Annotated in this window: 7 protein-coding genes; 2 read left to right on the plus strand and 5 right to left on the minus strand. The window is 35.0% G+C overall.

Annotated elements, in window-relative coordinates:
• Positions 1-8: 8 nt before the first annotated feature.
• Positions 9-821 (minus strand): SDR family NAD(P)-dependent oxidoreductase, encoded by an 813-nt coding sequence (locus WJN01_RS00475; protein ID WP_445195209.1) that lies wholly within the window; start codon positions 819-821, stop codon positions 9-11.
• A 341-nt stretch (positions 822-1,162) separates the two neighbouring features.
• Here WJN01_RS00475 and WJN01_RS00480 point away from each other — a divergent pair, with 341 nt between their 5' ends.
• Together WJN01_RS00480 and WJN01_RS00485 are read left to right on the plus strand one after the other, a co-directional pair.
• The gene (locus WJN01_RS00480; protein WP_445195210.1) at positions 1,163-4,120 is read left to right on the plus strand and encodes a SusC/RagA family TonB-linked outer membrane protein; all 2,958 of its coding nucleotides are present in this window, start codon (positions 1,163-1,165) and stop codon (positions 4,118-4,120) included.
• Positions 4,121-4,162: 42 nt separating this feature from the next.
• Complete coding sequence (locus tag WJN01_RS00485) at positions 4,163-5,797, plus strand: RagB/SusD family nutrient uptake outer membrane protein (protein WP_445195211.1); 1,635 nt, start codon at positions 4,163-4,165, stop codon at positions 5,795-5,797.
• Positions 5,798-6,229: 432 nt separating this feature from the next.
• Here the strand turns inward: WJN01_RS00485 and WJN01_RS00490 are convergent, their stop codons facing one another.
• From WJN01_RS00490 to WJN01_RS00505, 4 genes are all read right to left on the minus strand, one after another.
• Complete coding sequence (locus WJN01_RS00490) at positions 6,230-7,210, minus strand: family 43 glycosylhydrolase (RefSeq protein ID WP_445195212.1); 981 nt, start codon at positions 7,208-7,210, stop codon at positions 6,230-6,232.
• A gap of 75 nt (positions 7,211-7,285) precedes the next feature.
• A complete protein-coding gene (fucP, locus tag WJN01_RS00495; protein ID WP_445195213.1) occupies positions 7,286-8,581 on the minus strand; it encodes an L-fucose:H+ symporter permease in 1,296 nt (431 codons plus the stop codon).
• Positions 8,582-8,705: 124 nt separating this feature from the next.
• A complete protein-coding gene (locus tag WJN01_RS00500) occupies positions 8,706-12,758 on the minus strand; it encodes a hybrid sensor histidine kinase/response regulator transcription factor (RefSeq protein ID WP_445195214.1) in 4,053 nt (1,350 codons plus the stop codon).
• A 36-nt stretch (positions 12,759-12,794) separates the two neighbouring features.
• Positions 12,795-14,555, minus strand: a complete 1,761-nt coding sequence (locus WJN01_RS00505; RefSeq protein WP_445195215.1) for a metallophosphoesterase — start codon at positions 14,553-14,555, stop codon at positions 12,795-12,797.
• Positions 14,556-14,605 lie beyond the last annotated feature (50 nt).

A 14,605-nucleotide genomic window follows, 5' to 3' on the forward strand; every position in this document is an offset into this window, starting at 1 on the left:
AATAAAATTTAAACCCCACTAAAAGCGCTGAATCCACCGTCAACAGTTACGGTAATTCCTGTGACAAATTTTGAAGCATCACTGCACAAATAATGCAATGCCCCATTAAGCTCATCAGCTTTTCCAAAACGCTTCATTGGCGTATTTTGTATAATTGTATTTCCTCGATCGGTGTAAGTTCCATCATTTTTAAGCAACAAATCCCTGTTTTGGTTTCCTATAAAAAATCCAGGTGTTATGGAGTTTACGCGCAAACCGTCTCCATATTTGGCAGCTAACTCAACTGATAACCACTTGGTAAAATTGTCAATAGCTGCTTTTGATGAGGAATATCCTGCAACTCGTGTAAGAGCTCTATCAGCAGCTACTGAAGATATATTAACAATGACACCCTTTTTATTTTTTACCATCTCCCTACCAAAAACAATAGAGGGTATAACACTTCCAAACAGATTTAAATCAACAACTTTTCGGTAGTCATTCAAATCGACATCAAAAAAAGATTGATTTGGCCCAATGGTTGCTCCCTGCATATTTCCACCGGCCGCATTAATCAAAATATCTATCCTGCCATATTTATCAATTATAGCATTGGAAACTTCTTCAACACTTTTTTGGTCAGTAACATCACAGACAAAACCATCCACTTTTTTGCTAATAGCAGACATCCTTTTAACAGTTTCATCAACCGTTTTTTGTTTGTAGTGCAGAATAATTGCAATGGCACCATTTTCCAACAGATATTCTGCCATACTTCCTCCTAGAGCACCACCGCCACCAGTAACTAATGCTACTTTGTCTGATATGTCAAATAAATTCATTGTTTTCTATTTATTAAAAACTTTAAGCATTCCATGTAAAGAGTAACTCTTGTAAATTTTAATAGAACCAATAGATCCTCAACAAGGAATATTTGGTTACGAAAATAGTATAAAAAAAGAGAAGATAAGATTTTAAACTTAACACATTTACACTAAAATTAATACTAACCCGAAATGAAATTTTAATTACATTAGAAAGGAAACCTTGTGTATATCTGGGTTAATAATATTAGCCATGACAAAAGATGCAGAAGTTTTTATCCATGTTTTTGACATAATTATCCATATTAAAAGCGAAGGTTGTAAATAGTTTTACCACAACTAATCTAAACTTATTAATTATGATGAAAAATTTCTTTATGATTTGCTTAATGCTTGGATCACTGTTAACCGCTTATGGGCAGAATCTCGCGATTACAGGCAGCGTAACAGATCAAAATGGTGTGCCCCTACCCGGCGCAAGTATTGTTGAAAAAGGAACATCTAATGGAAGCGTAACAAGTTTTGATGGTAATTTTCAGATTACTGTTGATAGTGGAGACGCAACTTTGGTGGTTTCTTTTTTAGGTTATAAAACGCTCGAAGTTCCTGTAAATGGCCGCACAAGTATACAAATCCAACTTGAAGAAGACTCTGCTTTACTAGATGAAGTAGTTGTGGTTGGCTATGGACAAGTAAAAAGCAAAGATTTAACAGGTTCAGTTAAAGTTATTGGGGCTACAGATTTCAACAAGGGAATCAATAATTCTCCAGGTCAATTGCTGCAAGGTAAAATTTCTGGTGTTAATGTAACTAGTGGGTCAGGTGAACCCGGAAGCGCCATCGACATTAACATTCGTGGTGTTAATACAGTTAGAGGCGATAGCAATCCTTTATTTGTTGTCGATGGAGTTCCCCTCGACGGCGGGTCCTCAGGAACAGAAGGCATTTCTGGTCTAGGAGCCACAAGATCAAGAAGCCCTTTAAACTTTTTAAATCCTCAGGACATAGAAAGTATTACTGTATTAAAAGATGCATCTGCAACTGCAATCTACGGAACCAGAGCTTCTAATGGTGTAGTTATAATCCAAACCAAGAAAGGTAAAGAAGGTAAACCAACAATTACATTTGGTTCATCGATTGGGTTTGCTAATGTTGCTCGTGAAATTGATTTGCTAAGTGCGAGTGAATACCGTGAGCAAACTGCGCGTTTGGCAACTATTGTTGGCAGAGACCCAAATAGCTATATTGATGCTGCTAACGCCAACACAAACTGGCAAGATGAAATATACCAAACAGCCATTACACAAAATTACAACTTTGGATTCTCGGGAGGATCCGAAAAAACCAATTATAGTGTATCCTTAGGCTACTTAGACCAAGAAGGACTGGTCAGAACAACAGGTCATGAAAAAGTTAATGGAAGAATTAACATAGGTACTTCTGCATTGGATGACCGTTTAAAATTACAATTGAACCTTACCGCTGCCGACTTAACCGATGAAAGTCAGGCCACAGGTGGATCTGCTAGTTCAGATGGAAACTTAATCACATCTGCTTTGAGGGCCAATCCTACAGCCGCACCATGGGATAGCAATGGCAATGTTGTTACCAGGACTGGAGCTACAGATAACCCTGTGTCATTCTTTGACCTGTATCGCGATAGAGCTGAAAGCAAAAGGCTTTTGGCCAACCTGTCTGCAACCTATACCATTTTAGAGGGATTGGATTATAAGATAAATTTAGCTTACGAAAGTGCCGATACTGATCGTTATTTAAGGGTTTTTAGCAATGCAGCTGATGGTGGTTCAATTGATACCGAACAGGTAACTCTTGTCGCTAGAGAGGATTCCAATAAATTAATTGAGAATTATTTAACCTATACCAAGGAATATGAAACTTTTAATTTTGATGTACTTGCAGGACATTCTTATCAAGTTTTTAACAATAAAGACGTGAGGTTTAGAAGAGATGACTTCAGTACTACCGAAATAGATCCAATTTTCAATTTAGGTATTGCACAAGGAAATGCTGTTATTGGCTCAAGTAATACTGAAAGAAAATTACAATCATTCTTTGGAAGAGCCAATGCAAGCTTCCTTGATAAATATTTAATAACCGCCTCTCTTAGGGCAGATGGTTCTTCTGTGTTTGGTAAAAACAACAGATATGGCTATTTCCCTTCCGCTGCATTGGGGTGGAAAATTAGTGAAGAAGAGTTCCTTAAAAACTCTGATGTTTTCTCCAACTTAAAATTAAGAGTTGGATGGGGACAAACTGGTAATCAAGCAATTCCCGTAAGAGTTACACAACCATCATTTAATATCTCATTTGACAACAGCTTTGTATTTAACGGCACAACAGTTGTAAATGGATTAGGCATTAGCCGAACTCCAAACCCAGATTTAAAATGGGAGGTAACAGAACAATTTAATGTAGGTTTAGATTGGAGTATACTTAATGGTAAAATTAGTGGCACATTGGACTATTTTAACAAAACCACTACTGATCTTTTCTTAGAAGTTTCGGCAGCCGCACCTTCTTCGGTTAATACGGTTTTCGTAAACTCTGATGCAGAAATTATTAACAAAGGAATTGAATTTGGTATTGATGCCAACATTTTAAGAACTGAAGATTTCTCTCTAGACTTTGGAGGTAACATATCGTTCTTGAACAATACAATTGAAGGTTTACAAACCGATATCTTTGTGGGAGGCATTTCTGGTCCGGGTGCATCTGGTGAGTTCAGTAGTATTTTTACCAACGGAGAATCTGCAGGGTCTTTTTATCTTTATAGATTCGATGGGTTTGATGCCAGTGGCAATGAAATTTTATCTGCTAATCGTGAGATTGTTGGCGATGCACTTCCTAAAACTATTTATGGCTTCAACATAAACGCAAGCTATAAAAACTTTGACTTAGCGTTGAACTTTAATGGTATAGGTGGTGTGGATATTTTCAACAATACCGCTAGAGCTTATTCAAGCGCAGCTTCCTTAGCACAAAATGGAAACAATATTTATCGTTCTTACCTTGATGTAAACGAAAACCCATTGGTTGCACCCGTATCTTCGTCAAGGTTTATTGAAGATGGTTCATTCTTAAGATTAAACAATGCTACGTTGGGGTGGAATATTCAAGACGCATACTTTCTTGACAATTTGAGACTATATTTAACAGGACAAAACCTTTTCGTTATAACCGATTACTCTGGGTATGATCCTGAGGTAAATACGGCTGGTGGGAATACTTACGGTGTAGATTTTTCAGCTTATCCACGTCCAAGAACGATTATATTGGGGCTTGACCTTTCATTCTAAAATTGGAAAAGTATTTAATTAATAAAAATTAAAATATAAAATATGAAAAAACAATTTATTATTCTAATTGTCATGTTGGTTTCAATTCTTGGATACCAGTCATGTGATATAGAGGAAAAAATAATTGATGAGGCCCGAGGAGAGGACTTATTAAATGATGCAGACGACTTAAGTCTCTTGGCGCCAGCTTATAACTCTATGAGAAGGGTTTATGGACATAGATGGTTTTTTGCCCTACAAACTTTTTCTGCTGATGAGGGCATGGTCCCCACGAGACAAAGTGACTGGTTTGATGGCGGTACATTTCAAGAACTACATAGGCATGATTGGAAACCAGAACACCGTTATACCAGGGAAACTTGGGAGCATGTTACAACTGGATTGGCCAATGCCACATTAGCGGTAGATTTCTTGGAGACAGGTACCCAAGAGCATGCAGAGGCTGTAGCTTTGTTATCGCATTTCATGTGGGTAGCTTTAGATGCATATGGACAAGTACCTTATCGAGGCATCGAGAACATTGATTTTAATGCTGATTCTCAGATTTTAACCGGAGCAGATGCGGTAAATACAATTATTACCAACTTAGAATTTGCTATGCCCAACCTACCTACAGGTAAAAACACGGTACGTTTCACTCAAGATGCCGCGAAATCACTTTTGGCCAGGGTTTATTTAAACAGAGCGGTTTATGAAAACCGTTATGCCTCAAGTTTCAATTTTGCCAATGAGGATATGCAAAAAGTAATAAGCCTCACCACCGAGATAATTAATAGTGGAACACATGCTTTGGAAACTGACGACTACTTTAGCCTATTCGATCCAGATAATGAAAACCATAAAGAAATTATTTGGGCCGTAAAAAATGAAAAAAATTCTGTTGTTATTGGTGGCAGAAGCATCACAAGAAACACTACAAATGGACTTTCTAGAGGATATATTTACCTTTCTCCGGACGGTGACTTCTTAACAGGTTCAGATGCAGGCTGCACATTACCTGACTTCTTGGACACTTGGGACTCAGCCAATGACCCTAGATATTTTAAGGCTAGTTACCCTAACCAAGAAGGCACAATACCGCTATCTCAATATAAAGTACACCGCGGTTTCTTAGAAGGTCAATTATACGGTATTAAAAATGATAATGGAACGCCAATTATAAATGCCGACCAAACCATCGACATCGTTCCTGTACAACTTTGGACAAGAGACCAATCTCTGGCAAACCACACGCGCGAGGTTAGCTTAATTGCAGAAAACCAATCTGTAGGCGTTAGGGTTTCTAAATGGGGAATTGATGATATTGGCACCAATAGAGATGATACTGGAGTAGATATAGTTATATTTAGATTGGCAGAGATATACCTAATGAGAGCCGAAGCCATATTAAGATCTGGATCGGGTGGAGATGCATTAGCCGACGTTAATGCTGTTAGAGTAGCCCGTGGAGGTGCCAGTTTCGCTTTAACAAGTGCAAATTTAAATGATGTGTACAATGAGCGTGGATTTGAATTCTATTGGGAGTACCACAGAAGAACAGATCAAATCCGTTTTGGAACTTGGGAAGATTCTTGGACAGATAAAACAGATACAGACCCAAACCATAGGATTTTTGCAATTCCACCAGGACCCTTGGCAACAACCCCTGGATTGGTACAAAATCCTGGTTATGAATAAAACTGGTTTTTAGTATTTGAGTTTAGTTTTTTGTTAGAGCCTTATGATCAATGGTCATAAGGCTCTTCTATATTGTACTCTGTCCAATTGAATTTATAGGCCCCATTAAATCAACACATCGTATGGATGTGACAATAACTTTAATTTACTTGATGAAGCATTAAAAATTCCTATTTTTTTATAGGGCTAAAAAACAGGCAATTATAAAGAATAGAGATACTTCTTTGTGGCGAGTAGAAGTCTTTTCACCAAATGTGATAAGCTACAAACGCTGAAATGTTTTTTAATATAGCCTTATATACTAAAAACAGATTTTTATTCAGACATTTTCAAACGAAAAAATCAAATCCTTTTAAGCCTTGCAATTAAAACTTGGTTACTTTAATTTGCAAATGAAATGTCAATCTCGTTTACTTTTGCTTCAATATGGAATCACTTTAGAGATAGTACAATGCCGGAAGGCTTAATTTTTTTTATCCTTCCATCATCGCTAAAATTCAAACTATCAATAGCTAATTCCCTGTAAAGCTCCGTAATATTATCTGTTATGCGATGGTATAAAATGTAATTTTGGCCGTTTTCTTCAAAAACAGTATGATGCCCAGGACCTCTAGTAGTTTTATCCTCTGATGTGATTAAAATAGGACTGTTATCACCCTCAATCCAAGGCCCGTAAGGACTTTCTCCAATGGCATACCGTACTTTATAAGTTTCGGTAGTACACTTCCCATCGGAATACATTAAATAATACTTTCCACTTTTCTTTAACATAATAGGCGCTTCAAAATAATTAGGCGGGGTTATATCCTTTATTTCTTCTTTGTTAAAGCTAATCATGTCTTCCCTTAATTTTACTACAAAACAATGACCATTGACCCAATTTAATCCAGATCCCCAATATAAATAAACCTGACCATCGCTATCAATAAAGGCTTCCGCATCAATCATATGATACTCGGGAAACATATTTCCTACGATCAAAGGAGTATTATCTGGTTTTGCATTTTTCCATGGCCCTAACGGATGGCTACTAACCCCAACCCATATCTCACTTCCTACAGACACGTACATGTAAAATTTGCCATCTGCTCCCTGAATGACCGACGGAGCCCAGACACGGCTATCATTTGATGTTGGACTAACACACAATGTTTTTGTGGGCCAATGTATTTGCTTTTGTTTCCAATTTTTAAAATCGGGAGATTCCATAACTGCCAAATCCTGTCCTCCCCAAGGATCTCTCGTTGCATATATATAAAACTTACCTTGATATTTAACAATAGATGGATCTGCAAAGTGTCCATCTACAACAGGATTATTTATGACTACTTTTGTTGTTGTTTTATTGCAACTGAACAATGTTGTTACCGTTAGAATTGCGATAACAATATTGTAATTTGTTTTCCGACTCATTTTATATTGTATTTAATGTAATATATGCTTTAACCCATTTTAAAATGGGCAAAAGCTTGATTTAAACTTATTAATTCAACGACTAACTTTCAAACCGTACATGGCGATATACAAAAAACATAAAAGAGGCAAAAAGAATGAGAAATTAACCTCAGACACCCCTAATATGGTTATGTCTGACACACCACTACCTCCAATATCTATTATTGTTCCTTGAACTTTAGGCATTAAAGCACCACCAACAATGGCCATTATTAAACCGGCAGAGCCAACTTTTGATTGTTCTTCTGTTAATGGTCCTAAAGCTATACCATAAATTGTTGGGAACATTAATGACATACAAAAAGAAACACAAACCAAACTGTATAATCCAATAATTCCTGTAATAAAAATGGCTATACCAGTAAAAAAAACACCCATAACCGCAAAAACCATTAGCAAGGTTCCTGAATTTACAAACTTCAACAAATAAGTGCCCACAGCACGTCCCAAGGTAAAAACAACAAAAGCTGCCATTTGAAAATACCCGGCGGCAACGCTATCTATGCCAATGGCTTCAGCATATAGATATATATATGTCCAACACATAATGAGACACCCTGTATGGGCTATTTGTGCCAATACCCCGAATAAATATATTCTATTTTTAAAAAGTTCATGGAAGGTCTCTCTAATTTTTGGCATGTGCCCTTCTTCTTTAGATTGTGGCATTCTAGAAACCAAAAACAGAACAAAAACTCCCGTAATCACCAAACCCAAAATAACGTAGGGACTTCGTATAACCATTAAATCTGATGTTCTTACCAACAACTTTGATGCTTCATTTAAAGAACTAAAGTTTTCTATGTCGTCAGATTGTAGTCTCTTCATGACAAATTGCTGTGCAACAAACAAACCTGCTATTAAACCTAGCGGATTAAATGCTTGGGCCAAATTTAGTCGTTGTGTCGCGGTTCTTTTATCTCCCATAGCAAGAGCATAGGGATTTGCAGCTGTCTCTAAAAATGCCAACCCAAATGTTAGAATATAAAGCCCAAGGCAAAAAAACCAAAATTTCTCGGTTATGGCTGCAGGATAAAATAGTAAAGCACCGATTGCGTATAATCCCAATCCAATTAAAATTCCAACTTTATAGGAATACTTCCTCATAAAAATGGCCGCAGGTAAAGCCATACAAAAATAACCCCCATAAAATGCCATTTGCACCCATGCAGCTTGAGAATTGGATAGTTCTAAAACCTTCTTGAATGATTGTACCATTGGATCAGTAACCGCATTTGCAAAACCCCATAATGCAAATAATGACGTGACCAAAATAAAAGGCAAAATCATATTTTTAGGCACTACTGGTATAGATTGAATATTTTTCATTTAGAACAGCTCATATTGATTATGTAATATCAAATATTGACCTTTTTTATAAAAACCACCATGACATTTTATTCAAAAACATGTACATGAACTGCTTAGTAACCATAAGGCAGAAACGAAAGGGTTATTTTAATAAAGTACTGGGCGAGTATCCAAACTGCTTTTTAAAACATCTGCTAAAATACAACGGATCATTAAATCCAACCATATCAGCTACTTCAGACACATTATAATTTTTAGTCTTTAACAACTGAGCCGACTTTTTTAATCTGATAGTCCTAATAAATTCATTAGGTGACAAATCTGTTAGTTGGGTAATCTTCCGGTATAATTTAGAAGAACTCATTGCTAATTCTTCACACAAGAAATTAGGTGTTAAGTTGGGCTCATTGATATTTTCATCAATTAAGTTCTTTATTTTGGAAACCAACTCGACATCTCTTTGAGAATGTGCCAAGGTTACAATATCGCTTTCAACCTCACCTGAAAATTTCTGTTTTAAATCAAAATGTATTTTTATGATATTATCTATTCTTGTTTTTAGCAAGGCCGGATCAAAAGGTTTTACCAAATAGCCGTCAACACCTATAGAATACCCTTTTATTCTATTCTCATTTTCGGCTAAAGCTGTCAATAAAACGACTGCTATGTGACTCAAATTTTCATCTGCCTTTAATTGTTCCACAAATTGAAATCCATCCATTACTGGCATCATAACATCCGCAACACAAAGCACAGGCTTTACCTTCCGGCAAATCTCCAATCCTTCCTTTCCATTTTCAGCCTCATAAACTTTATAGTAACTGGAAAGATATTCCGCCACATACCTTCTGAGTTCAGTATTGTCATCTAAAACCAATATTTTATGTTTGATATTAGTATTTGTTTTTGACTTTTTAACCTCAATATCCTGAAGTGTCAACTCTTTGATTTTAAACGGTATGGCGTCGCCATTACCAGGGCTGGGTGTAAACTCTACCAACTCATCATCATTGTAGGCCTCTCTACCTACAGGCAACTCAACAGTAAAAACGCTTCCTTTGTTAGACGAACTATCTACAACAATATTTCCTTTGTGAATTTCAACTAAAGCTTTGACCAAAGACAAGCCTATGCCTGTTCCTGTTGTACTAGATTTACTGTTTTGCGCCTGATAAAATCTTGAAAATATTTTTTCTTGACTTTCTAAAGGAATTCCAATACCATCATCGCTTACCTCAATCTTCAGCATTTTTTGATGTTCCTCTTTAAGCCCAATAAACAAATCTACATTACCATAATTATCCGTAAACTTCATGGCATTTGACAGTAAATTGAATAGTATCTTGTTATACTTATCAAGATCAATCCAACACTCCAAAGGTTCTGTTTCAATATTTAAATTGAAAGTAATATTCTTGGTTTGAGCCAATTCAATAAAAGAATTGAAAATATTTTTTGTAGGTGCAATAACATCAATTTCAGATACTTTTAAACTAAGCGCTCCTGTTTCTGCACGTCTAAAATCCAAGATCTGGTTTACCAACCGAAGCAATCTATTAGCATTCTGGTAAATTAAATTCAACCTACTTTCTTCATATTTATCAGTGGTTTTTTGTTCTAACAATTGTTTAACAGGCCCTAATATTAGGGTTAATGGTGTTCTTAATTCGTGAGATATATTTGTAAAAAAACGGAGTTTTTCAGTATTGAGCTTTTCATCCCTTTCCCTTTTTACCTTTTCCATTAATAGCTCTTGTTTCAGTTTTAATCGTGATTTTATCAGGTTTCTGGAAAGATAAATTAACAAAGACAAAATGAATAGAATAATGGCGACACCTTTATAAGTCAACCAAAACGTTGGCAACACCTTAATATTAAATTCACTAACTTCACTCCAAACACCATCACTGTTACAGGATTTTATTTTAAATATATAATTCTTTGAGTACAGGTTGGTATATTGCACCGTTCTTGTTTCGCTAGAACTTTCAATCCATTCCTTATTGAAACCTTCCAACATATACTTGAACTTGTTTTGCCGTTCATTAGTAAAAGATGGTGATGCAAATTGTATTGAAAAACTTCTATTCTTATAACTTAAAACAACATCTTTACTAAAATTGATATCCTTTTTAAAAGGAACTTGATTGTTTATTAATGTTCCTGGAAGTATTTCTTTATTTTCTATTTTAAACTCGGTAATAACAGGTTTTGGAGAATAGCTATTTTCTTTAATTCCACTAATTGAAAAATAAATAATCCCTTCTTTGCCAGCTATATATATTTGCGAATCGTTTAAATTAAAAAAACCACTTGAACTAAAAACATCTAATCTATTACCACTATCAACATGGTAAACATTAACAATTTTATGTTTTATATCATATTTAGCTATTTTATTATTGTTTATGTTTAACCATAGAACACCATCGGCGTCTAAAGTCAAATCGGTAATCCATTTTCCGTTCAATTCATGAAACTCAGTTATGGGCTCGAAATCATCTTTATCTGGATTAAGCATGGAGAGTCCGTTTCGGGTAGCTGCCCAAATGTTTTTATCGCGGTCAATTAAAACATCACTAATATTGTTGTTGGGCAAACCATAAAGTTCTTTATTTTGACTTGAATAAATTTTGGTCGTTCGCTTAGAAAAATCATACTTAACCAAACCTGTTTCAGTAGCAAACCATAAAGTCTCACCATCATTCTTAATCTTGTTAATTTCGAATTCTGGAACGAGTTTGCCATAAAATGGATTTTGCTTAAGCGAGTTTAAATCGAGTACAATTGCTCCTTCACCAAAAGACCCTACAATTAATGTAGTAGGATTCAATTTTAAAAATGAAAAGACAGGCGCATTAACAAACCCAACATCTATGACATCTGCCGTATTTTTTAAATAATCATAAATTAAAACTCTCCCATCCCATAAGCCACAATAAAATATTTTTCCATCCGAGGAATAAATACTTGAAATATTAGTTTTATTATTAAACAATGGCACAATACGATTATCCTTTTCAGCAATAAAAAGCCCATTGTGCCAAGTTGCTATAATTATTTTATCATTGTATGTTTTTGAAAACCCCCTAATTCTTGGAGCTTGGTTACCAATATACGTTGATATATCCTTATTTAAATTAAACTGATTTTCATAAGGGTCGTATTTATCTAAACCATCTTCAGTTCCAATCCATAATACCCCAGAAGGATCAAAATAAAGCGAGGAAATTAGATTATCGACCAAAGAAGTATCATCAGATAATACTGAATAATACCACTTATAATCTCCTTTTGCAATATCTTCCAAATAATCACAAACCAATAATCCTCCCAAAGTTCCAACCCAATATTTTCCATCGGGTGCCAGAGCAACTGACAAAAAATATGGACCTAACTTCTCCCTTACTGAATCATCCTCAATAAACAGATTTATAAAAGTATTCGATTTTCTATCAAGTTTATAAAGACCTTCCCTCGTGCCAACAAACATATCTGATTTAGAATCTTCAAAAACAAAATTTAAGTAAGGATTAAGCTTGTTTGATTTAGGAATTGAAAGCGTATAGGTTTTCATTTCAGTAAAATTGCCTGTATTGTCCATTACAATTTTGGCAACCGAAGCAGTTTCAAAGCTACCAATCCAAATGTTGCCTTTCTTGTCTTCAAATATTTCCTTTACATACTCGAAACCAGACAAGTTTATTTTTTCAAATCTTTCACTTTCCGGATAAAACAAATGGACTCCGGCTGTTTTTGTACCTACCCAAACACGATTAAATTTGTCAACGTGTACAGAGCGGATTTCCTCATCTGGTAAGGCATCTGGTTTCTTTTTATCTGGCACATATGTTTTAAATTCTCTTGTATCAGTTTTAAAATGCGTCAACCCTTTTCTTGTTCCAATCCATATACTATTTGACTTTTCATCATATACTAAGTCCGTAATATCATCATTTAATATACCATGGCCTTCATGAGATGAACTTAAGTACGATTTAAATTGATAACCATCAAATCTGTTAAGTCCTGAAAAAGTACCTAACCACAAAAAACCTTGATTATCCTGAACTATATGCCTTACTGAATTATGTGAAAGCCCATCCTTATCATTGTAGTGTTCAAGTTTTATTTGCTGTCCTCGAGCAGGAAATAAAATAAATGAAAAAATAATTAGAACATAATACTTTCCCATAAAGAGACAACAATTGTTAATTTGCATTATACTCATTTACTGATTTAAAGGATTTATAGCCATAATTTCACCTGACTTTAAATCTATTTGAAAATGATTGGCTGGTTGACCATTACAAAACTTTAAGAAAATCGTTCCGAATAAACTAAACTCTCTATGAGCCGTGCTTTTAAAAAGCTTAGACAATGCTATGTATTGGTTTATTCTGATTTTACCAACATCCATAATTGCCAAATTATCTGCATTTTTAATTTTGTAAAAATCATTAACCATGTCTAAACCTGTCCATTCTTCAAAATCATTCAAATTTATGTCTTGTTTCAGTAATTCACTATAAAAACTCTCGATATCACCTTGTTCACTTTCAGCAAATGTTATGAGCTCCTTTCCTCTTTTATTAATTAAAATGTTTTTTAATCCTTCAGGCCAATCACTTTTTAAAAACCGAAATCTAACCAACTCTCTTAAATGCCATTCTGTAAATTCTTTATAGGACGAAGATTTTAATATATCTTGGTTCCATATATCCTCCTCATTATTTTCTTTTAAAAAATTATATTCTTCTTTGTATAAAGAAAATAACTCATTAAAGCCTGCAACCGAATCTAAAATAATAGTTTCTACTTCAAAAAGTTCATTACTTTTTAAAGTTAGCAGCTTATACGCAGGTATGTAAGCTGCCAAAGACGGCACTTGAATATTAATTAAACTCCTTTCCTTACTAAATCTTTTTAATCCTGTATCGTTAATATGCATATGCCCCCCAAAATGAACTTTAACTCCGGCCTCACTTAGAGCTTTAGCCACTTCATCTGTAGGGACACGATCCAACTGCATTTTATCTTCACCAAATAAACTACGAATTTCATTTGTTGCCCCATCATTAAAATCCACTGTTGGATAATGGCTAAAAACAATTAAAGTTTTTCCTAATTTGTGCGCCCTCTTTGTTACCGATTGTACCCAATTCAGCAAATATGCTTTATGGGTTAAAACGTTATTATAACCAACACTGGCATTCTTAAAATCGTTTGGACTATATGAAATCTCTTCAGAACCAGGAAGATAAACGTTTCCATCAATTGCCAAAAACCAAATATTATTGCCTAACTCTATTAAATAACTTAAATCTGGCACTTCTGCCAGATTTGGTTGAATTTTATAAGTCCTGTTGGATATGTCTGCTTTACTTAAGGCTTTTTGATAGCTGTAAGTACCATTTAAATAATTGGTAAAAGGCGTCTCCCAATAAACAGTTTCTTCATTAGGTTGAAAACCAAAAAACTTAAGTTCTTGTAAAATTTCCTTATATCCTAACTTACCAATATCTTTAGTAATGACTGCAGGCAAAGCACCAGAATCTTTTGAAATAAATATATTTTCTCTACTGAAAATGGCTTGTTGTTTGCCTTCCTCACCTAAGAAATCCTTTTTTCCACCATCTTCATAAAATGGCTTAACCGGGTCATGGTTTCCTGTGGTTAGAATAAAATTAATATTGTGCTTGTTAGCATAACTAATTAGTATATCCTTCAAAGCTCTAACGTTAACCTTCTGACCATCATCACTAAAATCTCCTGGCAACACAGCGTACTTAACACCTCTTTTAACCAAATCATTTAGGGCCGCCTTGAATGCAAAATAATTTTCATTAAACAACCTCGTAGATTCCAACTGAGATTGCATGGTTCGGGCAAGGGTATATTTCCCAGTAGTTGGATTCAATACGCCCCGATAATCATTATCTGAAAACTTTCCATAAATATCAAGTAAATGCACATCGGATAAAAATGCCACCTGCAAAGGCTTTCCATTTGGTTTTTCATTTTGTTTCTTACATGCTACTA

The sequence above is a fragment of the Tamlana sedimenti genome, from assembly GCF_038148895.1.
In the GTDB taxonomy this organism is placed as follows: domain Bacteria; phylum Bacteroidota; class Bacteroidia; order Flavobacteriales; family Flavobacteriaceae; genus Tamlana.

What these genes read in the sequence shown, in the direction of transcription:
- WJN01_RS00480 (WP_445195210.1), top strand. Translation starts at nt 1,163, where the DNA reads ATGATGAAAAATTTCTTTATGATTTGCTTAATGCTTGGATCACTGTTA.
- WJN01_RS00500 (WP_445195214.1), bottom strand. Translation starts at nt 12,758, where the DNA reads ATGGGAAAGTATTATGTTCTAATTATTTTTTCATTTATTTTATTTCCT.
- WJN01_RS00475 (WP_445195209.1), bottom strand. Translation starts at nt 821, where the DNA reads ATGAATTTATTTGACATATCAGACAAAGTAGCATTAGTTACTGGTGGC.
- WJN01_RS00490 (WP_445195212.1), bottom strand. Translation starts at nt 7,210, where the DNA reads ATGAGTCGGAAAACAAATTACAATATTGTTATCGCAATTCTAACGGTA.
- WJN01_RS00485 (WP_445195211.1), top strand. Translation starts at nt 4,163, where the DNA reads ATGAAAAAACAATTTATTATTCTAATTGTCATGTTGGTTTCAATTCTT.
- fucP (WP_445195213.1), bottom strand. Translation starts at nt 8,581, where the DNA reads ATGAAAAATATTCAATCTATACCAGTAGTGCCTAAAAATATGATTTTG.